Genomic DNA, 23,003 nt, shown 5'->3' with positions numbered 1-23,003 from the left:
CTGACACGCCACAAACCCCCTGTGGGAGCGTCCCACAGGGGGTTTGTGGCGTTTATAAGCTGCTTACTGGTCTTTGAATTCAGGCGCGCGCTTGGCCACGAATGCCGCCATGCCTTCCTTCTGATCCTGCGTCGCAAACGCCGCATGGAATACCCGACGCTCAAAGCGCACGCCTTCCGACAGGCTCACTTCAAACGCCCGGTTCACGCTTTCCTTGACCATCATGCTGATCGGCACCGACTTGCCGGCAATCAGCGTGGCGACTTTCAGCGCCTCTTCGAGCAGTTCATCGGCCGGGACAATACGCGCCACGATCCCACAACGCTCGGCTTCCACCGCATCGATAAAGCGTCCGGTCAGGCACATTTCCATGGCTTTGGCCTTGCCCACGGCGCGGGTCAGGCGCTGGGTGCCGCCCATGCCCGGCAGCACGCCGAGGTTGATTTCCGGCTGGCCGAACTTGGCGCCGTCGCCCGCCAGAATGAAGTCGCACATCAGCGCCAGCTCACAGCCGCCGCCCAGGGCGAAGCCGTTGACGGCAGCGATGATCGGCTTGCGACGGTTGGCCACGCGATCGGCCTCACTGAACAGGTCGTCGATATAGATTCGCGGGTAGGTCAGCTCGGCCATTTCCTTGATGTCGGCGCCGGCGGCGAAGGCTTTTTTCGAGCCGGTCAGCACGATGCAGCCGATTTCAGGGTTGCGTTCCAGGGTGTCCAGCGCCTGATTCAACTCGTTGATCAGTTGTGCGTTCAACGCGTTCAGGGCTTGCGGGCGGTTGAGGGTGATCAACCCGACACGGCCCTGCACGTCGAGCAAAATAGTTTCGTAACTCATATAGTGGCTCCTTAAAGATTGCGTGAGATGACCATGCGCTGAATATCGCTGGTGCCTTCGTAAATCTGGCAGACCCGCACATCGCGGTAGATCCGCTCCAAGGGGAAGTCGCTCAGGTAACCGTAACCGCCCAAGGTTTGCAAGGCGGCAGAGCAGACTTTCTCGGCCATTTCCGAGGCGAACAGCTTGGCCATGGACGCCTCGACCAGCGCCGGTTTGCCGCTGTCGCGCAGGGCGGCGGCGTAATGCACCATTTGCCGCGCGACGGCGATTTGCGTGGCCATGTCCGCCAGGCGGAAGGCCACGGCCTGGTGTTCGATCAAGGTTTTGCCAAAGCTTTCGCGCTCGCGGGCATAGTCGCGCGCCGCTTCAAAGGCAGCGCGGGCCATGCCCACCGATTGCGAGGCAATGCCGACCCGCCCGCCTTCGAGGTTGGCCAGGGCGATGCGGTAGCCTTCGCCCTCCTCCCCCAGACGATTGGCGAGCGGCACCTTGACGTCTTCGAACAGGATCTGGCAAGTGTCCGACGCATGCTGGCCCAGCTTGTCCTCGACCCGCGCCACCGTGTAGCCCGGCGAATCCGTCGGCACGATAAACGCGCTGATGCCGCGCTTGCCCGCCGCCGGGTCGGTGACGGCAAACACAATCACGATGCCGGCGTTTTGCCCGGAGGTGATGAATTGTTTGCAGCCGTTCAACACATAGTGGTCGCCTTCGCGGCGCGCTCGGGTTTTCAGGCTGCTGGCATCGGAACCGGCCTGCGGCTCGGTCAACGCGAAGGCGCCGAGCATCGCGCCGCTGGCCAGGGGCTTGAGGAACTGCTCTTTCTGCTGATCGTTGCCGAACGTGAGGATCGGCACGCAGCCCACCGAGTTGTGTACGCTCATGATGGTCGAGCAGGCCCCGTCGCCGGCGGCGATTTCTTCCAGGGCCATGGCGTAGGCCAGGTAGCCGGTGTCGCAACCGCCCCACTGTTCCGGCACCAGCATGCCGAAGAAGCCCAGTTCGGCCATTTCGCCGATGGCCTCCTTGGGAAAGCGGTGCTCGCGGTCCCACTCGGCCGCGAACGGTTTCAGGCGTTCCTGGGCGAATTGTCGGGCCGCGTCGCTGATTTGCAGTTGTTCGTCATTGGGCAGCATGTTCAATCCTTAATACAGGCATTCGACTGCCATGGCCGTGGCTTCACCGCCGCCGATGCAGATGGCGGCGACGCCACGCTTGAGGCCTTTCTGGCGCAGGGCCGACAGCAGCGTCACCAGAATCCGCGCGCCTGAGGCGCCGATCGGGTGGCCCAGGGCACAGGCGCCGCCATGAATGTTGACCTTGTCGTGGGGGATCTCCAGCTTGCTCATGGTGATCAGGCTGACCACGGCAAAGGCTTCGTTGATTTCGAACAGGTCCACGTCGCCCAGGTTCCAGCCGGTCTTGCTCATCAACTTGCGGATCGCCCCCACCGGCGCCTCCGGAAACAGGCCCGGCTCATCGGCAAACGCCGCATGCCCACGGATCACCGCCAAGGGTTGCAGCCCGCGCTTGTGCGCCTCGGACTGACGCATCAGGAGCAAGGCCGCCGCACCGTCGGAAATCGAGCTGGAGTTGGCCGCAGTCACTGTGCCCCCTTCACGGAACGCCGGTTTCAGGCTGGCGATCTTCTCCGGCTTGGCTTTGGGCGGTTGCTCATCATGCAGGATGGTTTTTTGCTCCTTGCCCACTGTGACCTGCACCGGGACGATCTCGGCCGCGAAGCTGCCATTGCTGATCGCCGCTTGTGCGCGGCTCAGGGATGCAATGGCAAACGCATCCTGGGCCTCGCGGGTAAAGCCGTTATGTTGTGCGCAGTCTTCGGCAAAGGTGCCCATCAGGCGGCCTTTGTCGTAGGCGTCTTCCAGGCCGTCGAGGAACATATGGTCGAGCACGCGGCCGTGGCCCATGCGGTAGCCGCTGCGTGCGCGGTCCAGCAGGTACGGCGCGTTGGACATGCTTTCCATGCCGCCGGCAATCACCACATCAACGCTGCCGGCCAGCAGCGAGTCATGGGCAAGCATCGTCGCCTCCATGCCCGAGCCGCACATTTTGTTGAGGGTGGTGCAGCGGGTGGCCTTGTCCAGCCCGGCGCCAAGCGCGGCCTGGCGTGCCGGGGCCTGGCCGAGGCCGGCCGGCAGTACACAGCCGAACAGCACTTCATCCACGGCATCGCTGGCGATGCCGGCACGCTCGACGGCGGCGCGAATCGCCGCGGAGCCCAGTTGCGGTGCGGTCAGGCCTTTGAGATCGCCCTGGAACCCGCCCATGGGGGTGCGTGCGGCGCTGACAATTACGATGGGATCACTCATGACGCTTCCTCTCTTACTTGGCTGCCATGCGCAAGGCGCCGTCGAGACGGATCACCTCGCCATTGAGCATGCTGTTTTCAATGATGTGCCGAACCAACGCGGCGTATTCGCTCGGTTTGCCCAGGCGTGGCGGGAACGGCACGCCAGCGGCCAGGGAATCGCGGACTTCCGGGGTCATGCCGGCCATCATCGGGGTTTCGAAAATGCCGGGGGCGATGGTCATCACCCGAATACCGAAGCGCGCCAATTCACGCGCGGCGGGCAGGGTCAGGCTGGCGATCGCACCTTTGGACGCAGCATACGCTGCCTGGCCGATCTGCCCGTCAAACGCCGCCACCGACGCGGTATTGATGATCACGCCGCGCTCACCGTCGGCGTCCGCCTGGGTTTCTGCGATGGCCGCAGCGGCCAGGCGCAGCAGGTTGAAGCTGCCGATCAGGTTGACGTTGATCACCTGGGCAAAGCTGGCCAGGCCATGGGGGCCGTTCTTGCCGAGGATCTTCTCGCCACGTACCACACCGGCGCAGTTCACCAGCCCGTGCAAGCCCCCAAAGGCCGCAACGGTGGCCTGCACGGCGGCTTCGGCAGCGGCTTCCTGGCTGATGTCCGCCACCGCGCTGCGGGCGTTGTCGCCCAGTTGTTTGGCCTTGGCCGCGACGGCATCGGCGTTCAGGTCCACCAGCATCACCTTGGCGCCGGCGGCGACCAGCATGTCAGCGGTGGCTGCGCCGAGGCCCGACGCGCCGCCGCTGACCAGAAAAACCTTGTTTGCAATCTGCATCGTTGTTTCCTTGAAAAGTGGATCAGGCCAACACGGCTTGCGCCTTGGCGATTTCCTGATTACGCAAAATGAAGCGCTGCAGCTTGCCGCTCGGGGTCTTGGGCAAGTCGCTGACAAATTCGATTTCCCGCGGGTAGGCATGCGCGGCCAGGCGCTGGCGTACATGCAGGCGCAATTCCTCGGCCAGCTCGGGGGTGGCGCGGAACTGTTCGTTGATCACCACGAAGGCTTTCACCAGTTCGGTGCGTTCCGCGTCGGGCTTGCCGACGACCGCCGCTTCCACCACCGCCGGGTGTTCGACCAGCGCGCTTTCCACATCGAACGGGCCGACGCGGTAGCCGGAAGTGGTGATCACATCGTCACTGCGCCCGACGAAGCTGATGCTCCCGTCCGGGTTCAGTTCGACGGTGTCGCCGCTGAGGTAGTACTTGCCGACAAACGCCTTGGTCCGCACGCCGTCATAGCCGGCGAACCAACACATCGGCGATTGCTCACGGTCGACGGCGAGAATCCCTGGCTGGCCGGCGGGCAATTCCTGGTGATCGTCGTCCAGCACCACGATGCGATGCCCTGGCGAGGCAAAACCCGCCGAACCGACATGCACCGGGTGTTCCAGGCCATGGTGGTTGCACAGCACCATGCCCAACTCGGTCTGGCCGTAATGGTCATGGATGGTCACCCCCAGGTTGTCGGCAAACCAGCGGATCACTTCCGGGTTCAGCGGCTCGCCGGCGCTGCTGACAATACGCAGCTTGCCCTTGATCGAGCGGGCGAATTGCTCGCCGCCGGCAATCAACAGGCGATACGCGGTCGGCGAGCCGGTCAGGTTGGTGATTCCGTATTTATTGATCACCCGGCAGGTGCTTTCGAGGGTGAACGGGCCATCGTAGAAAGTAATCGGGTGGCCCATGGACAACGGTCCGGTCACGCCGAAATAGATGCCATAGGCCCAGCCCGGGTCGGCAACGTTCCAGAATGCGTCTTCGGGGCGCAGGTCCACCGCGTCGCGGGTGTAGCTCTGGAACGCAACAATGGCCTTGAGCGGCACCGACAGCGCTTTCGACGGGCCGGTGGTGCCCGAGGTGAACATCAGCAGGAACGGGTCGTCAGCGCCCAGCAGCACCGGCTCGCAGTGGTTGGAATAGGTGGCCAGCTCGGCCCAGAAGCTGAAATCACCGCGTACCAGGCCTTCGCCCTTGGCGCCAGTGACCGTGACGATCGTCGGGCAGCCTTCCACTTGCGCGAGCTTGGGCCGGTTCACCGCATCGGTGACCACCACGGCCGCGCCGGAACTGTTCAGGCGATGCTCAATGGCCTTGGGGCCGAAGGCGGTGAACAACGGTTGGTAGACGGCGCCGATGCGCCAGGTCGCAAGGACCACCACCAGTAATTCGGCGGTGCGTGGCAACAGGCCGGCCACTCTGTCGCCGCGTTTGACGCCCTGGGCCAGCAGGAAATTGGCGAAGCGTGCTGCCTGGTCTTGCAAGTCGCTGAAGGTGGATGTGGCACTGCGCCCATCCTTGCCTTCCCAGAACAGCGCAATGCGCCCTGGTAACGCATGCCGGTCGCAGCATTCCACGCAGGCATTGAGGCCTTGCAGGTTACCGGCCAAGGTGCTGTCGACGGTATGTTGGTAATCGAACTCGGTAGTGGCAGCCAAATAGTCACGCATCGCTTCAAATCCTTCAGTATTTTTATTTTCAGGACGTTTTTTCGGACAAGAACCGCGGAAATAGTCGCTCTAGAGCGCTGCAGCAGCAATGGTCAAAGCCACCAACATGCCTGACTGGTTTGGCCAATGCCGCTTGATCATAGACCCCGCCGATCAAGCGGTCGGCCCAAGCGATTGGACGCGCCGGCCGCCAGCTTCTAACCTGATGGCCTGCGCCACCGAAGAAGCCCCTCCCGATGATCGTTCGCCCCAAACCCAACCTGCTGGGCATTCTGTTTTCGCTCAAGGGCTCGATCGCCAAGCGCATCGCCCTGCGCAGCCTGCTGGTCACGTTGCTGGCCTCGGTCATCGTGCTGGTGGAAACCCTGCACCCGGCGTATTTCTCCAAGGTCAATGCCACGCCGTTCACCTTGCTCGGGCTGTCGCTGTCGATCTTCATGAGTTTTCGCAACAACGCTTGCTACGACCGCTGGTGGGAAGGCCGCAAGCAACTCGGGCAGATGACCATCGAAGTGCGCTCACTGATCCGTGAAACCCAGGTATTCAGCGACCCGCTGGAGCGGGCCGGGCTGCTGCGCGGCCTGTGCGGCTTTGTCCATGGATTGATCGCGCGCCTACGCCTGGAAGATGAGGCGCGAGCGGTGAAGCCCTGGATCGAAGTCGAATCAGGCCATCCCAACCTCCCGGACCAGGTCCTGCAACAGCTCGGCGCGCGGTTTTCCGGGCTGGCCGAACGGGGCGTGATCAGTGAATGGCGCTACACCCAGCTGGAAACCCGACTGGTCAGCCTGACCCAGGTGCAGGCAGCGTGCGAGCGGATCAAAAGCACACCGCTGCCCTTCCCCTACACCCTGCTGCTGCACCGCACCATTTACCTGTTCTGCATTCTGTTGCCGTTTGCCATGGCCGAACCGCTGGGCTGGCTGACACCGGTGTTCACCGCAATCGTCAGCTACACCTTCTTTGGCCTCGACGAAATCGGCGACGACCTGGAGGACCCCTTCGGCTTCGATGAGAACGACCTGCCCTGCAACGCGATCGTGCGGACCCTGGAGCGTGAGATCCTGGCGGCCCTCGGCGAAACGGCCTTGCCGCCTGCCCTGGAGCCGGTGGAATACGTGCTGACCTGATACAGGTTTGACACTCGCCGTGGTCTGACCGAAGCTGAGAGCTTTGCCCTAGCTGCCTAAGCTCTCGGACGCCTGCATGTCAAAGTCACGCCGTTACTCCATCATCGGCCTGTGCGCCCTGTTGTTGATTGTGCTGATCACCTGGTATTTCTCCCGTTCCACCCCGGTGGCCGTGCCGCCCGCCATTGCCCATGGCTACGCGAAAGCCTTGAAACAGGCGCGCAACGGCGAACCGGGCGCCGCCCGCGTGCTGTACCAGCAACTGGCCCGGCCGGACTTGTCCGACGAGCGTCGTGTGGCCTTGCATGCCGAGCTGCCCAATTACCCCAGCCCCCAGGCACTGAAGCTCGCCGACAAGGACCTGGCCGACGACTCGCCGCAGGTGCGTGAAGCGGCGATTCACAGCATCGTCGGCCTGGTGCCCACGGGCCAGCGCACGCTGCTGCTCGGGCCGTTGCTCGACGATCCGCAACAAGACGTGCGCTTTGCCGCCGCCAACGCATTGCTTGGCCTCTCGCCCGACACCCTCGGCCTGTATTTCGGGCCCTTGCAGCAGGTACTCGATGAGTTCGTGAAGAAGCTCAAGGCGCAACCTGAAACTGCCGAAGGTTGGCTCCAACTGGCGCGCCTGTATATCCACAGCGCGCTGTTGCCGGAGGCGCAGAACGCCCTGGAGCAAGCAATGCGCCTGCAACCGGACAACCTGCAAGCCGTGGTTGCGCAAATCGAACTGCTGGATAAACAAGGCAAGACCGACGAGTCCCGCCAACTGCTGGCCCGCCAGCTCGCGGCGCACCCCGAATCCGCGTACCTGCAACACGCCTTGGGCATGTGGTTGCTGCACCATGGCGAGCGTGCTTACGCCTTGCTCGGCCTGTCCAAGGCAGTGGAACTGGAACCGAGCAATCAGGATTACCGTTACGACCTGGCCACCACCCTGCACGCCCAGGAAGAACTCGAAGCCGCCCAGCGCCAGTTGGAAGAAATCATCCAGCGCCACCCGGCCAATCGCAAGGCGCGGGTGCTGCTGGTCAGCTACTGGAAAGAAAGCGGTCAATTGCAGAACGTTCAGGTGCTGCTGGCGCAGTTGGAGCAACAAAACCCGGATGATCCGGCGCTGCAACAGGGCCTGTAGGCGCGCCGCATCGCCGCCCAGGCGCTGACATTGCGCGCAAAAGACGAAAAGGCGGAACCCCGCTCATACGCCAGGGTCAAGAAGGTATAGCGCGCTCGAACGAACGCGCACCTCTTACTCGTATGTGACCTGAGGGCACTTCTTGTCTATGTCCAACGCGCTGTTATCCGAAAAGGCGGCCACCGGTATCGAAGGTCTTGATGACATTCTTTGCGGCGGCTTGTCCCGCAGCCATCTGTTTCTGCTCGAAGGCGAACCAGGGACCGGCAAAACCACCGTCGCCCTGCACTTCCTGAAGGCAGGGGCAGAAAATGGTGAACGCTCGCTCTATATCACCTTGTCCGAAACCGAGCGTGAATTGCGCCAGGGCGCAAAATCCCACGGCTGGGATCTGGATGACAATATCCATATTTTCGAGCTGACCCCGCCGGAAAGCCTGCTCAATGCCGAACAACAGCAAAGCCTGTTGTACTCTTCCGACCTGGAGCTGGGCGAGGCCACGCGGCAGATCTTTGAAGTGGTGGAACGGGTCAAGCCGACCCGCGTGGTGGTCGACAGCCTCTCCGAAATCCGCCTGCTGGCGCAAAGTTCCCTGCGTTATCGACGACAGATCCTGGCGATCAAGCACTATTTCGTGCGTTACGACGCCACGGTGTTGCTGCTCGACGACCTGACCACCGAATCCCTCGACAAAACCGTACACAGCGTCGCCCACGGGGTGATTCGCCTGGAAGAACTGACGCCCAATTACGGCGCCGAACGCCGTCGCGTGCGGGTCGTGAAGTACCGCGGCCAAAAGTACCGCGGCGGCTTCCACGATTTCACCATCATGGGCGATGGCGTGCATGTGTTCCCGCGGCTGGTGGCGGCCGAACATCGCGGCGGCTATGTGCGCGAGACCCTGAGCAGCGGCATTCGCGAAATGGATGCCTTGATGGGCGGCGGAGTCGAGACTGGCTCCAGCAGCCTGATCCTCGGCCCCGCCGGCACCGGCAAGTCGCTGATCTCGATGGTGTTTGCCGCCGCCGCCGTGGCGCGGGGCGAAAAAGCCGCGCTGTTCATCTTCGATGAGGAACTGGGCCTGCTCTTCGAGCGCATGAAAAACATGGGCATCGACCTCGCCGCGCTGCAAGCCACTGGCAACCTGCTGATCGAGCAAGTCGACGCGGCCGAGTTGACCCCCGGCGAGTTCTCGCACCGCGTGCGGCGCTGCGTGGATGAGCGCGGGATCAAGACTGTGGTGATCGACAGCATCAACGGCTATCAGGCCGCCATGCCGGAAGAAAATGCGCTGATCCTGCACATGCACGAACTGCTGCTGTATCTCAACCGCCGCGGCGTCGCCACGTTCATGACCGTCGCCCAGCACGGCCTGGTTGGTGACATGCAGGCGCCCGTCGACATTACCTACCTCGCCGACACGGTCATTCTGCTGCGCTATTTCGAAGCGTTGGGCAAGGTGCGCCGCGCCATTTCAATCATCAAGAAACGCACCGGTGCCCATGAATCGACCATTCGCGAGTACCGCATCAGCAGCCAGGGCATGACTGTCGGCGAGCCGCTCGATAATTTCCAGGGCGTACTGCGCGGTATCCCCACGTACATGGGCGCCGGCTCTCCTCTGCTCAAGGATGAGGGCCAGTGACGAGCCTATCGCCCGTCTCCGAGCGCGCCATCGTACTTGCGCCGATGGGCCGCGACGGCACGTTGGCGCTGATGATGCTCAACGAGGCCGGGTACAGCGGCGTGATCGCCACGGGCCTGACGGCCTTGTGCAACGCACTGGAAGAAGGGGCCGGCCTGCTGATTATTGCTGCCGAAGCCTTGCGCGGCATCGATCTGGAGCCGCTGCTCGAGTATTTGCACCAACAGCCTGCGTGGTCGGACTTGCCCATCGTATTGATGACCCATCACGGCGGCGCCGAGCAGAACGGTTCCTCGCACCTGAGCGGGTTATTGGGCAATGTCACCTTCCTCGAGCGGCCTTTCCATCCTGTGACGTTGATCAGCCTGGTTACGGCGGCACTGCGCGGACGACGCCGACAATACGATGCGCGCGACCGGCTGATCGACCTGAGCGAAAGCGAACTGCGCTTGCAACGCACGCTGGAGACGCTCGAGCAGCAAGTAGAAGAACGCACGGCGCAGTTGCGCAGCAATGAAGAAGCGCTGCGTCAATCGCAGAAGATGGAGGCCGTCGGCCAGTTGACCGGCGGCATCGCCCATGACTTCAACAACATGCTCACCGGCATCATCGGCAGCCTGGAATTACTGCGCAGGCGCGTCTCCCGCGGCAAGCTGGACGACCTGGACAGCCTGATCGACCTGGGTGTCACCTCTGCCAACCGGGCCGCCGGCCTGACCCACCGCCTGCTCGCGTTCTCCCGGCGGCAGTCGCTGGATTCAAAACCCGTCGAGATCAACCAACTGGTGACCTCCATGGGCGAACTGTTGCAACGCAGCATCAATGAAAGCATTGCGCTGGACATGCGCCTCAGCGACCCGCTCTGGACCGCCGAAGCCGACCCCAACCAGTTGGAAAGCGCGCTGCTCAACCTGGTGATCAACGCACGCGATGCCATGCCGAACGGCGGCAACCTCACCGTGGAAACCAGCAACCGCCATCTCGACAGCGTGTTCACCGCCGCCTACGGCACATTGCAACCCGGTGACTACGTTGAGTTGAGCGTCAGCGACAGCGGCTGCGGTATCCCGGAAAGTTTAATGGGGCGCGTCTTCGATCCTTTCTTCACCACCAAACCGATCGGCCAGGGCACCGGCCTCGGCCTGTCGATGATTTACGGCTTTGCACGGCAATCCGGTGGCCATGTGACGATCCACAGCGAAGTCGGAAAAGGCACTACCGTCAGCCTGTTCCTGCCGCGTTTCGTCGGTGAAATGGTCGTGGCCGAAGCGGCGAACCCCGCGCGACTGCCCTTTGCCAATGCCGGTGAAACAGTGTTGATCGTCGAGGACGACCCGGCGGTACGGGTACTGATCAGCGCGGTGCTCAAAGAACTGGGCTATGCCTTTGTCGAGGCCAGCGATGCCAACACCGCACTGCCGATCATCGAGTCCGACCAGCGCATTGACCTGATGATCAGCGACGTCGGGCTGCCGGGCATGAACGGCCGGCAACTGGCGGAAATCGGCCGGCAGATTCGGCCGGAACTCAAGGTTCTATTTATCACCGGCTATGCCGAACACGCGGCGGTGCGCGGTGGTTTTCTGGACCCTGGGATGCAGTTGATTACCAAGCCGTTCACGTTTGATCTCTTGACGGCGAAAGTCAGGGAAATGATCCGCGCAGCCGCCAGCCAAGCGGAGGCGACCGGCAACAAGGTGCAATAAAGCCACGGTTCGAAAATGGAATCGGTCAAGGGGCTTGGGTACGAAGGATTACCACTGGGACCTGGAATTTTCACCCAGTGGACCTCAATCCTGATGATAGAGCCGCCACCTATGACGATTTCCAACAGCCTTGCCCACGCTTTTCCCCCGCACTCTTCCATTGCCAGCGACACGCTGGAGCCAGTCGAGCAGGTAGCTGTAGAGCCTGACCGCGAAAGCCCCCACTTCTCTGCCCCTGGCAATTCCCCCCGGGCCAGGGGCGACAGTGCGTTGGCGCAGAACTACGGCAAGGCATTGCAGGGCTTCAGCGGCGTTCCCGCCCACGACAACGCGATCATGGTGGATATTCCGCCGGATTCAACATTTGGCCAGTGGTGGAAGTTGCTAGGCAATGCCGCTCGGTCGCCGGAGTTCCTCGACTGGCGGCTCACGGTCAGAGCCCTGCCCGACTCGATCAAAATCCTGCCGCAAAGTGGTCAAGTCACCTACCGTGTAACCCCAGATGTTTCGCTCAATGCGCCCTTACAGTTGCGTGCGAGCGAGGACAAGCGCTGGTCGGCGGTGCGAGGGCCGTTAATGGATGCCGGAGGGGTCATCTCCGACAGGAACAGGCCGTTTCCCCTTCCGTCGTCCGAGAGCGCCAACCGTGCGCCGGCCTGGCTGGTTGGGCAGTTCTACAAAGAGCCGACGCGAATCGCCCCTTCCGAACTCCAGCAACGCGCCGCCGAGCTGGAGCGCGATAAAACCTTTGCCCCGCTTGACCCCGCTGTATTCCCTGGGCTCCAGGAAACGCGCAGCGAGGACGCACTCAAGCAGCAGCAGACGCTGTTGGGGAACATCAACAACCGGCACCAAGCGGCTGTGTTGTTGAAGCATCTGGGGACAGTCCTTGCCTCAGGCAGCCTTCAACTGTCGCAGGTCCCCGCGTATCTGCGTGAAACCACCTTCGAATTGAACCCCCACTCCTCATACGAACGGGATCGAGGCGTGCAGCAAGGAGGCGTGGCTAACCTGGCTGATTTTGTTGAATACCACGGCTTTGAAAAACCCGGCACCGCACAGGAAGTGGAGAACCTCAGGCGATTCCTCCTCATCCCCACACCGCGAAGCCCCGTCCATGGTAACTACGGCGGCGCCCTGTCCTGGCCGCAGCCGATTGACACGGACACCCAGCGCCAACTGTTGGCATTCTTGCAGCACGGCAATGTGGGCGACCTGAACCTGGGGAGCAACCGCAATGTGTTGGAAGCATTGATGCCAGGTGTAGCAGTCGAAGCCCACGAGCTTCGCAACCCACGGCAACTGCTCGACCGCATCATCCAGTCGCCCAAGGGCCAGGCGCTGGGGGCGGCCATCCAGGCCAAGTTCAACACACTGTCGGTCAAAGGCAGCGTCAATGACTGGTTAATGGCGGCCTTGAACCTGAATTACACCGATGCATTCACCCAGGCAACCTTGCCCCAGAAGCACATTTCAGGCTTTGACCTGGCCGGCCAGCAGCTTAAAGGCAAACCTTTATCAGAGACGGCCCAGCGTGTGGCCGACCATTTGTACTACGTCACGAAAGAGGCTTCGTCACCGGAAAAAGCCAATATCCAGGCCAACCTGAAACTGGCCTCCAAGGCGCCAGAGTTGCTGGTCAAGGATATCCCCGCCACGGTCACTCACGGCTCCCCCGCCCACGTCAGCTTCAGTACCGCGGTGGCGCGCATAGAAGCCGAGACGCCGGGCCGGGCATCCACCATGAGTTACGGCGAGGTCATGCTGTACGCGGATATCGCTCCAGTGTCCCAGGCTCAGCGTCAGATCGAATATGTCGCCCAGCATGACGCGCTCAAGGAATGGGGCCTGACCAACAGCATCGTCACGAGTGTGACGTCGCCTGCAGATATGCAAACCATCGCCGACGCCTTTAACCAGCAGGTCGGCGAACTGCGAACAGCTTCCGAAGCACAGCGCACGCCCGCGCCGGCGTCTCGCAAGGAGATGGCCCTGGCCGAACTGCGCGAAGTTTTGGGCGATGACGCGCGCCTGGAACTGAAGTGCATCGTACTGGACACTTACGATAAAGATCGACCCGGGCCCTATTCGATATTGGACTTGTACATGGAGAACATGCTGCACAACCCGCCCAATGTGCCCTACCACCCGGCCAGGCGCAACAATGCGTCACACCCCAACCAATGGGTGATCGAGCCTTACACGCCACCGCGCAGGGGCCCCGGACGCCCTGCTGCCAACACGCCCAACTTCACCCTCGAGGAGGTCTTGAGCAAGACGCAAAACCTGAAACATATCAGCAGGGAATTCGTCAGTGAGTTCCAACAGTTTGGTCGCGCCCTCGACAGCAGCGTCGCCACGCAGGTCAAGCACCTGATCGCCCAGTTGCCGCTGGAGGACCGGCAGAATATCGAATACGGAAGCCTTTCGATCTTCAAGGAGTTCAAGGGCGAACATCAGCTCAGCGGTATCGTCCGGGTCCCGGCTGCCGACGGCAACCCTGTGCTATTGAAAGTGATGCGCGACGGGATTGCCCATACCTATGAACTGAATGTCCAGAAGAACACGCTCACCAAACGCGGGGACCTCGGCGATTTCCAGCCCGGTTATCAGCCTGGGGCTCATATAGAAGACGGAAAACCGCGCGATAACAACACGCCGTATACCGACATGGTCCCCGTCACACTGTCCATTCCCGATGAAGGTTCCCCGCTGGTACGGCAACAGCTGCTACAAGAAAACACCGACACCGCCGGGCCGTTGAACAGTTTCGCCAGCCCCCGGAGCGCGGCCATCGGTGCCACGGTGGCCAAGGTCAGCAGCGTATGGGGCGCGCTGGAGGCCGAGGCTCGAGGGGTGACGACGGTTGAGTCCGAGGTACCCTTTTACAAAAAGTTAAATGAGTTGCTTCTTAACCTGATCCCATTACGGTCAGCCATCAAGCATTTTACGGAGGGCAACCTCGGCGAAGGGATCATCGACTTATCACTCGACCTGTTTGGCATCATGACCGTTGGAGCCTCCACCGCAGGGAAACTGGCTAAAGTTGCAACCAAAACCCTGTCTGCCGGTAGCAAGGCCTTGCATATAGGAAAGACCCTGGGGTTGAGCGCGATCAGCCTGGTTAATCCGTTGGACGGCGCGGCGGATTTACTGCGCGCTACCGGTCGCGGCGTGGCAAGCGTCGGTAAACGCGTCATCACCGACACGATTCAAGACATCCGGCACCTACGCGGCACCCACACTGGCTACGACCTGGTCGCCGCGAGCAAACAATACGACGCAGCAGCGATGGGTACCTTCAAGACGTCCGGCGAGACCTTACAAGGTGCCGCGGTTCTTCAGGACGGTAAATGGTATGCCTTTGATACGACGACCCGACGCCCGTTTGGCAAAGCACTGGACGATTTCCAGCCGTCAATACGAGGCGGTACTCAGGAGCTTCATGCGTGGCAAAACACGCAGCGCGCGCTCTCGCCGGAGTCGATTCAAATTCGAAAAGACTGGGGAAAGCTACTGGATCGTTACCAGGGCGATGGGGTGACGCCCAGCGCAGCATTTATGAGTGGCTATGAGGACGGCGCGCCGGAACTGATTAAAGGCTATGCCAAGGGCATGAAATCAGAAGACGTGATGAAGCTGGCGCTACGCCCGGACAAAACAGCAAAAGAGGTGGGCACCTTGGTCCGCCAGCAGGAAAGGCTGGCTGTCCAGCACGGGCTCAACGGCACACAGCATTTCAACGCCCACGTAAATGCCGTCGGAGGAACGTTCACCCCCGTACCTCAGACCATCTACCTTAGCCAGGTCAACCACCTTTCCGATGGGCAGTGCGCCGCTCTCTCGCGTACGTTCGCATCGGCCAAGGCGCAAGGAAAAGAACGCGTATTTATTGACAACCTGTACGTTGCCGCTGCCAATCCGCGGGCTGAGGGGTCGCGAGTATTTGCTCGCACATTAGACGATGTGCAAAAAAGCATCAGTACACCGTTCATGTTTCACGCCGGTAACCCACAGCGCCAGGTAACGTATCAGGACATGATTACGGAACTGGCCAATGCGCCTGGGGGCAAGACCGTGATGATCGACTCTCCCGGCCACGCGATGGTGGCCGGGTCCGTGCCGGATGGCGACGGCAAAACGTTCTTCTTTTACGACCCGAATGTTGGGGTGGCCGAGTTTTCAAGCGAGGCCATGATGAGGCGTGGTCTCGAAAAAATATTCAATGACAAGAAGCTGCCGGTCCAATACAAAACTTATAGCAATGACCCCAAAAAACTTGAATTCAAGATCAGCGACCATCACGAGTCGTGGATAAGCACCGCGAGTCTTCATGACAGACCGGTCAAACGGCTTTATGAAGAATCCATCCCGACGACGGTTACTCACCTGAAGCCCCCCGCCCCGACCCACCACATCGCTATGTCGGATTACAAGGACGTCACCGTCACTGACCCGACCGCAATCATCAGCACCCGTGGCATCAGTGATTGTACGGCCCTGGCGGTGCTTACCGACTTGAAAGAGGGTGTCTACCAGAAACGAACATTAATGCACTTCCAAGGCGGCGTGCCGACGACAGAACAACAGCGCGTGCTGAAACAACTGGAGGGATCGTTAGACCAGACAAGCAAAGTGATTTATGTGGGCGGCGATTATGTCCGGACCATTCCGGGATTAGGCATCGCTCTGAAACAAGGTGACGCCGGTGAACAAGTGCTGTTCAACATCGCAAACAAATACCCGGCGTCCACTACGATCGCAACGGCCAACCGTATTGACATAAAACCCGATGGATCGTTTGAGCTCTTCGAGGGAACCAACCCCGCACGGGTACTTGATTCACATGCAAAGGCCGAGGTGCTTGCCTGGTAATCCTGACCGGCCAGGGGCATCAGCGGTTGTTGGACTGACACATGCAGGTGTCACGCCAACAACCGCAGGATATGTTCTTGCAGCGTATCCAGGTCAAACGGCTTGGCCAGGATCGGCGCCTTGCGTGTGATCGGGCTGTCGCAGTCACGAATTTCCTGCGGGTAGCCACTGATAAAAATCACCTTCAGCTCCGGGCGCAACTTCACCGCCGGCTCGGCGATCTGCACGCCGGTGACGCCGCCAGGCAGGCGATAGTCCGTCACCATGAGGTCCAGGTGCGGTTTACTGGCGAGGATTTCAAAAGCCTGCTCCCCATTGATCGCTTTCAATACCCGATAGCCCAGGCCTTTGAGGTATTCATCCAGGACAAACATAATCGATTCGTCGTCCTCGACGATCAGAACGACATCTTGTGCATCTTCACTCATGGGAAGCCTTTGTCCGGTCAATTGCTGCACTTACGACCATGCAGTCACGCAGAGGTTGCGTCGAAGTGACGATTGTTTTCACGCCGATGCGTCCAGGGGCAGGCACACCCGGAACAGGGCGCCCTCGCCTATCTGGCTCTCCACCTCGATGGTACCGCCATGGGCCGCGACGATCTGTTCGGAAATAAACAGCCCGAGGCCCAGACCGGCGGCCACATGGCTGGCGGACACGCGCTCGAACTGCTGGAAAATGCGCTTCTGATTGTCGGCGCTGATGCCGATCCCGTGGTCCCGCACCTCCAGCCGTGCTTCGCCGTGTTCGCTGTATACCCGCACGCCCACCGGGCTCTTGGCCCCATAGCGCAAGGCGTTGGTCAGCAGGTTGGACACCACTTGCTCGATGCGGAATTCATCCCAGCTGCCTTCCACCGGACCTTCCGCCTCCAGTTGCATGGACGACTCGGCGGCGGCCACTTGCGGCGCGAAGTTTTCCAGCAGGTTGCGCACCAGTTGCGTGAGGTCGAAGCGCGCCGGACGAATCGACAGTTTGCCGGTGCGGATGCGCGACACGTCGAGCATGTCTTCGATCAGCCGGATCAGGCTCTGGATCTGCCGCTCATCGCGGTCGACCATGGCGCGCATCTTGTCCAGGGTGAACGCGGCGGCGTTGTCCCGGGCCAGGTGCATCTTGCGCAGTTGGGTTTCGAGAATCAGCCCGTTGAGTGGCGTGCGGACTTCGTGGGCGACGATCGACATGAAGTCATCGCGCATGCGTACCGCCTGCTCCAACTCAGCCTGAGTGGCCTGCAGGCGTGTCAGCAGCAACTCCTGTTCGCGGCGGCTGCGCTCCAGCGCTTCCACCTGCTGTTTCATCGCCTTGCTCTGGCGGTACAGGTCGACGAACACATTGACCTTGCTCTTCACCGCATGGATATCCAGCGGCTTGTGCAGGAAGTCCACGGCCCCGCTTTCATAACCCTTGAAGGCATAGTTGAGTTCGCGGCCGGCGGCGCTGACGAATACGATCGGAATGTTCTTGGTCTTTTCGGTGCCGCGCATCAGCTCGGCCAACTCGAAACCGTTCATGCCGGGCATTTGCACATCGAGGATCGCCATGGCGAACTCGTGCTCCAGCAACAGGGACAAGGCCTCGTCGGCGCTCAAGGCCTTGAAGACCTGGCGGTCCTCGCGCTTGATCAGCGCTTCGAGGGCCAGCAGGTTTTCCGGCAGATCGTCGACGATCAGCAGTTTGGCCTGGATAGTACTTAACATGGGGAAGATTCCAGGGAAGCCAGCAATGAGGCAATGCGGCTCAAGGTCAGAATATGGTCAGGCGTGTGCAGGGCCAGGGCCGCCCGCGGCATCACGGCAATCCGTGCTTCGTCGGGGTCCTGTACGACAGTGATACCGCCCGATTGCTTGACGTGGGCCAGCCCTTGGGCGCCGTCCTGGTTCGCACCGGTCAGCAGTATGGCCAGCAGGCGCTTGCCGTAGACATCGCCGGCCGAGGCGAACAGGTAATCGATGGCGGGCCGGGAATGGTGTACCCGGTCTTCCTGGCTCAAAGACAGGCTGCGGTCATGCTCCACCGACAAATGATAGCCGGGGCTGGCGAAGTACAAGGTGCCCGGTTGGATCACTTCCTTGTCCTGCCCTTCGCGTACCGGAATCTGCAAACGCCGCGCAAACACTTCCGCCAACTGGCTACGGCGCTCGTCCGGCAGGTGCAGCACGGCAATGATCGGCAGCCCGAAGGCCTGCGGCAGATCGCCAAAAATACTCAGCAACGCCTCAACGCCGCCGGCGGACGCGCCGACGACGATGGCTTCTATCCCACACATGGGGTTGGCGGCAGCGTCGTTCATGATTTCCGGTAGATCCGTTCCTGTTTGACCAAGGGCTCGAATTGCTTGTTGTAGGCAGAAAAATCCAGGGTTTCCTTGCTGCCCAGCACCAGGAAGCCACGATGACACAGCGACTCATGAAACAATCCAAACGCCCGATCCTGCAACTTTTTATTGAAGTAAATCAATACATTGCGACATGAAATTAATTGAGTTTCTGAGAACACACTGTCGGTTGCCAAGCTGTGATCGGCGAACGTGACATTCTCGCGCAACGTCTTGTCGAAGATCGCATGATCGTAAGCCGCCGTGTAGTAATCAGCAAAGGAACGCTGCCCACCGGCCTGCTGGTAGTTGGCGGTATAGGCACGCACATTCTCCAGGGAAAAAATTCCCTGCTTGGCCTTATCCAGCGATGCCGGGTTGATGTCGGTGGCGTAGATGATGGTGCGTTCCAACAGCCCTTCTTCGCGCAGCAGGATCGCCATGGAGTACACCTCCTCCCCCGTGCTGCAACCGGCGATCCAGATCTTGATCGACGGATACGTCTTGAGCAGCGGCACCACTTCCTGACGGATCGCGAGGAAGTGCGACGGGTCGCGAAACATCTCGCTGACCGGAATCGTCAAAAACTGCAGCAATTGCATGAACGCTGCCGGATCGTGCAGGACGCGCTCCTGCAACGCCGAAATCGTCGCGCATTCAAACTGGCGCAGGGCGTGGGCCACACGGCGTTTGACCGACGCACCGGAGTAGTCGCGAAAGTCATAGCTGTACTTGAGGTAGATCGCCTCAATCAGCAGGCGCAGCTCAATATCACTGCTTTTTTCCAAAAAACTGCGTTCCACTTAAATACGTTCCATCTTCGGTAACCAGACGCGAATCAGCGAGAACAGGCGATCCAGGTCAATCGGCTTGGCCAGGTAATCGTTGGAGCCGGCCGCCAGGCAACGCTCCTGATCGTCCTTCATGGCCTTGGCCGTCACGGCGATGATCGGCAGCTTCTTCCAGCGCGGGTCCTGGCGGATCAGGGCGGTAGCCTCGTAACCGTCCATTTCCGGCATCATCACGTCCATCAGCACCAGGTCGATATCATCGACTTCATTGAGCCTGGCGATGGCTTCATGGCCGTTACGCCCGATCACCACCACGGCGCCTTTGTGCTCCAGGGCGCTGGTCAGGGCGAAGATGTTGCGCACATCGTCGTCCACCAACAGAATCTTGCGCCCTTCGAAGACCTTGTCGCGGCTGCGCGCGGTCTTGAGCATCTTCTGGCGTTCATGGGACAGCTGCGATTCGACTTTGTGCAAAAAGAGTGTGACTTCGTCGAGCAGGCGCTCCGGCGAACGGGCGCCCTTGATGATGATCGAGCGCGAATACTTGCGCAGCTCGGCCTCTTCGTCGCGGGTCAGGTTGCGCCCGGTGTAGACGATCACCGGCGGGAACGAGCAGATATCCTCGGTGGCCATGCGCTTGAGCAGCTCGTTGCCGAGCATGTCGGGCAACTTGAGGTCGATGATCATGCAGTCGTAGATGTTCGTGCGCAGCAGGTCGAGGGCTTCCTGGGCAAAGCCGACGGCGGTGATCTCGATGTCATCGTCGCCGATCAGGCGGGCAATGCTCTCGCGCTGCAGGTCATCGTCTTCCACCAGCAGCACGCGCTTGACCTTCTGGGTCAGCTTGGCTTCCAGGCGCGTGAATATCTCCTTGAGCTCTTCGCGGGTGGTGGGTTTCACCGCGTAACCGATGGCGCCCATGTGCATGGCGGCTTCGACGCGGTCTTCCACGGAGATCACATGCACCGGGATGTGGCGGGTATTGGCGTGTTCCTTGAGGCGTTGCAGCACCGTCAGCCCGGAATGGTCCGGCAGGCGCATGTCGAGCAGGATCGCGTCGGGGATGTACTCCTCGGCCAGGCTGTAACCCTCATCCGCGCCATGGGCTACCAGGCAGTGGTAGCCCAACTCATGGGCGAGGTCGAACAGGATGCGCGCGAAGTTCGGTTCGTCTTCCACCACCAGGATGCAGCGCGTGGCGAACGGCGCTTTCTCACGGTCGTCGGCAAAGCGCGGGATCTGTGTGGCATCGGCCACCGGCAGGGGCGAGACCGCGATGGGCTTGGGCGCCGGGGCGGCAATCACCTGGCGCGGTTGCTCGATAGGCGCAGCGTCTTCCTCGCGTTCGACGTACTGCTCCGGGATGACCAGGGTGAACGTGCTGCCCTTGCCGGGTTCGCTGGTGACGCTGATATAGCCGCCGAGCAACGCGGCCAGGTCGCGGGAAATCGACAAGCCCAGGCCGGTGCCGCCATACCGGCGATTGGTGGTGCCATCGGCCTGACGGAAGGCTTCGAAGATGCTCTCCTGCTGGTCCGGGGCGATGCCTATCCCGGAATCGCGCACGGTAAAGGCAACACCCTCCCCCGGCGCGCGGGACACCGACAGGCTGACCTGGCCCTGCTCGGTGAACTTGACCGCGTTGGACAGCAGGTTCTTGAGAATCTGCTCCAGGCGCTGGCGATCGGTAAAGAGCATGGTCGGCGTACCTTCCTGCACCTGCACCTGGAACCCCAGCTTGCGATCGGCCGCCAGCGGCTCGAACATCCCGCGCAGGCCATCGACCAGGCGCGCCACGCTGGAGTTTTCCGGGCGCATTTCCAGCTTGCCGGCTTCGACCTTGGAGATATCGAGGATGTCGTTGATCAGGTTGAGCAGGTCATTGCCGGCGGAATAGATCGACTCGGCAAACTTGACTTGCTCGGCGCTGAGGTTTTCCTGAGGGTTCTCCGCCAGCAACTTGGCCAGGATCAGCGAGCTGTTCAGCGGCGTGCGCAGTTCGTGGGACATATTGGCGAGGAATTCTGATTTGTACTTGCTCGAGCGTTGCAACTCGTCAGCGCGGTCTTCCAGCTCAAGCTGGGCCTGGTTGAGCTCGACGTTCTTGCGGTCCATGGCATCGCGCTGCTCGGCCAGGGTAAGCGTCTGCTCGGCCAATTGCTCGTTGGTCTGCTCAAGTTCCGCCTGTTGCGTTTCCAGGTGGGCCTGGGACTCCTTGAGGATGCGCGATTGCTCTTCCAACTCTTCGTTGGCGGTCTTGAGCTCTTCCTGCTGCACTTGCAGCTCTTCGTTGAGCTGCTGGGTCTCGGCCAGCACTTCCTGCAAGCGCTGGCGATAGCGGGCGGCTTCGATGGAGGTACCGATATTGCCGGCGATGAGTTCCAGCAGTTCGATGTCGCGCTCCTGCAGCGGGCGCAGGAAACCCAGTTCGATCACGCCGTTGATCCGGTCGTCATCGCTTGTCGGCACCACCAGCACGCTGCGGGTCGTGCCTTCGCCCAGGCCGGAACTCACTTTGAAGTAATCCACCGGCACGTCGTCCAGGCGAATCAGGCGACCGAGCTGGGCGGCCTGCCCCACGATGCCTTCGTCGCTGTAGATCGCCTGCTCCTGCTGCTCCTGCTCGCGGGAGAAACCATAGGCGGCCACGCGCTTGAGGCCGCCGTGCTCTTCACGCACATACAGCGCCGCCACCACCGAGCCCATGTACTGGGCAAAGAACTGCAGGATATTGCGCCCCAACATGTTCAGGGTCAGTTGACCGAGCACCTGTTCGGCCAGTTCGGTCTGGCCATTGCGCAGCCAAGCTTGTTGCTCCAGACGCAGTGCGATCTTCTGTTGCGACGCGAAGTTCGCACTGTAACTATCTGAAAGTGCTAGTAAATTTTTACGACCAATGTAAGCCAGAAAGCCACTCAGCCCCAGCACGAACACCAAGTACAGGGTGACGCTGATGAGGGTGGTACGGGTGACTTCCGCGTTGCGGGTAATCCGGAACTGTTGCTCCATCGCCACCGCATCGTCGTATTCATTGCGAATCTCATCGGTCAGGCGTTTACCCCGGCCGGCTTTCACCGCGCTGCGGTAGTCGCCGTTCTCGCGCTGCATATCAATCATCGACTGGGCGTAGTTGTTCCACTCCAGTTGCAGGGTTTCCAGGCGCTTGAGGCGATCTACCTGCTGGGGGTTGTCCGCCGCCAGTTCCTGCAAATTGTGTAAGTCAGCAATGATCCGCGGCTTGGCCACTTCATAGGGGTCGAGGAAATGCTCGTCGCCGGTGATCAGGAAGCCGCGCATGCCGGTTTCCAGGTCAACCGTCAGCTTGGACGTTTCGTTGAGGTTATTAATGACCCGGTCGGTGTGCTCTACCCACTGGATCACCGACAACAAATAAGTGATCAGGCACACAAAAAACACCGCGCTGAGCACACCTACACCGAGGGGCAGTGCGACGTTGCGGCTCAACAGCTTACGAAAGCTCTTTTCATCGACGATCGACGCGGGAGTCATGGGCATGCCTTGGCCAAATGCGGAAAAACCGGGAGTTTGCCCCAAAGTTGCGGTTGAACGCTATTTTTCTGCCATAAACCGCTGCAACCCGAAACGCCGTAATCGGGCAACGGCCCCCTGAACACCGCCCACATCCCGTCACAGTTTCAGTTGCTCACACTCCGCCCGTGCTGAACCGGAACCTGGTTGATCAGCCTTTCCACAGACTAAAGCGTCTTGGGAATAAGGAAACTCCGCGAGAAAGGCGCTCACCTTCTGTTCAACAAAACGG

At 60.9% G+C, this 23,003-nt stretch carries 15 protein-coding genes; 5 read left to right on the top strand and 10 right to left on the bottom strand.

Annotated elements, in window-relative coordinates:
- Positions 1 to 63: 63 nt before the first annotated feature.
- From RGV59_RS20345 to RGV59_RS20325, 5 genes are read right to left on the bottom strand one after another with little or no spacing between them, the layout of a single operon-like run.
- A complete protein-coding gene (locus RGV59_RS20345) occupies positions 64 to 837 on the bottom strand; it encodes an enoyl-CoA hydratase (RefSeq protein ID WP_046489481.1) in 774 nt (257 codons plus the stop codon).
- Positions 838 to 848: 11 nt separating this feature from the next.
- Positions 849 to 1,976 carry an acyl-CoA dehydrogenase gene (locus RGV59_RS20340; protein ID WP_046383503.1) on the bottom strand — a complete coding sequence of 376 codons (1,128 nt, stop codon included), beginning with the start codon at positions 1,974 to 1,976 and terminating at the stop codon, positions 849 to 851.
- Between the two features lie 9 nt (positions 1,977 to 1,985).
- On the bottom strand, positions 1,986 to 3,170 hold the full coding sequence (locus tag RGV59_RS20335) for an acetyl-CoA C-acyltransferase (RefSeq protein ID WP_017846262.1): 1,185 nt from the start codon (positions 3,168 to 3,170) through the stop codon (positions 1,986 to 1,988).
- A gap of 13 nt (positions 3,171 to 3,183) precedes the next feature.
- Positions 3,184 to 3,951 (bottom strand): SDR family NAD(P)-dependent oxidoreductase, encoded by a 768-nt coding sequence (locus RGV59_RS20330; protein WP_017846263.1) that lies wholly within the window; start codon positions 3,949 to 3,951, stop codon positions 3,184 to 3,186.
- Between the two features lie 22 nt (positions 3,952 to 3,973).
- The gene (locus tag RGV59_RS20325; RefSeq protein ID WP_046489479.1) at positions 3,974 to 5,623 is read right to left on the bottom strand and encodes an AMP-binding protein; all 1,650 of its coding nucleotides are present in this window, start codon (positions 5,621 to 5,623) and stop codon (positions 3,974 to 3,976) included.
- A 236-nt stretch (positions 5,624 to 5,859) separates the two neighbouring features.
- On the opposite strand from RGV59_RS20325, the gene RGV59_RS20320 reads away from it, so the two are divergent.
- From RGV59_RS20320 to RGV59_RS20300, 5 genes are all read left to right on the top strand, one after another.
- Positions 5,860 to 6,753 carry a bestrophin family protein gene (locus tag RGV59_RS20320; RefSeq protein WP_126585234.1) on the top strand — a complete coding sequence of 298 codons (894 nt, stop codon included), beginning with the start codon at positions 5,860 to 5,862 and terminating at the stop codon, positions 6,751 to 6,753.
- A gap of 76 nt (positions 6,754 to 6,829) precedes the next feature.
- Positions 6,830 to 7,888 (top strand): tetratricopeptide repeat protein, encoded by a 1,059-nt coding sequence (locus RGV59_RS20315; RefSeq protein WP_017846266.1) that lies wholly within the window; start codon positions 6,830 to 6,832, stop codon positions 7,886 to 7,888.
- 142 nt (positions 7,889 to 8,030) lie between these two features.
- Positions 8,031 to 9,533, top strand: coding sequence for an ATPase domain-containing protein (locus RGV59_RS20310; protein ID WP_026139937.1), 1,503 nt, complete (start codon positions 8,031 to 8,033; stop codon positions 9,531 to 9,533).
- Positions 9,530 to 11,239 (top strand): ATP-binding protein, encoded by a 1,710-nt coding sequence (locus RGV59_RS20305; protein ID WP_126585233.1) that lies wholly within the window; start codon positions 9,530 to 9,532, stop codon positions 11,237 to 11,239. Before RGV59_RS20310 ends, RGV59_RS20305 begins: the two co-directional genes overlap by 4 nt.
- Before the next feature lie 111 nt (positions 11,240 to 11,350).
- Positions 11,351 to 16,114 carry a hypothetical protein gene (locus RGV59_RS20300; protein WP_126585232.1) on the top strand — a complete coding sequence of 1,588 codons (4,764 nt, stop codon included), beginning with the start codon at positions 11,351 to 11,353 and terminating at the stop codon, positions 16,112 to 16,114.
- 50 nt (positions 16,115 to 16,164) lie between these two features.
- Here the strand turns inward: RGV59_RS20300 and RGV59_RS20295 are convergent, their stop codons facing one another.
- From RGV59_RS20295 to RGV59_RS20275, 5 genes are all read right to left on the bottom strand, one after another.
- Complete coding sequence (locus tag RGV59_RS20295) at positions 16,165 to 16,542, bottom strand: response regulator (protein WP_017846270.1); 378 nt, start codon at positions 16,540 to 16,542, stop codon at positions 16,165 to 16,167.
- A gap of 78 nt (positions 16,543 to 16,620) precedes the next feature.
- On the bottom strand, positions 16,621 to 17,814 hold the full coding sequence (locus RGV59_RS20290) for a hybrid sensor histidine kinase/response regulator (RefSeq protein WP_017846271.1): 1,194 nt from the start codon (positions 17,812 to 17,814) through the stop codon (positions 16,621 to 16,623).
- Positions 17,808 to 18,407, bottom strand: coding sequence for a chemotaxis protein CheB (locus RGV59_RS20285; RefSeq protein WP_017846272.1), 600 nt, complete (start codon positions 18,405 to 18,407; stop codon positions 17,808 to 17,810). The genes RGV59_RS20290 and RGV59_RS20285 overlap by 7 nt, the downstream gene beginning before the upstream one ends.
- A complete protein-coding gene (locus tag RGV59_RS20280; protein WP_169884331.1) occupies positions 18,404 to 19,234 on the bottom strand; it encodes a CheR family methyltransferase in 831 nt (276 codons plus the stop codon). Before RGV59_RS20280 ends, RGV59_RS20285 begins: the two co-directional genes overlap by 4 nt.
- Positions 19,235 to 22,732, bottom strand: coding sequence for a response regulator (locus RGV59_RS20275; protein WP_185833556.1), 3,498 nt, complete (start codon positions 22,730 to 22,732; stop codon positions 19,235 to 19,237).
- Positions 22,733 to 23,003 lie beyond the last annotated feature (271 nt).

Source organism: Pseudomonas sp. FG1 (genome assembly GCF_034313875.1).
GTDB lineage: Bacteria > Pseudomonadota > Gammaproteobacteria > Pseudomonadales > Pseudomonadaceae > Aquipseudomonas > Aquipseudomonas veronii.
Note: the sequence above shows the minus strand (reverse complement) of the source record. Positions and strands in the feature narration are given on the sequence as shown.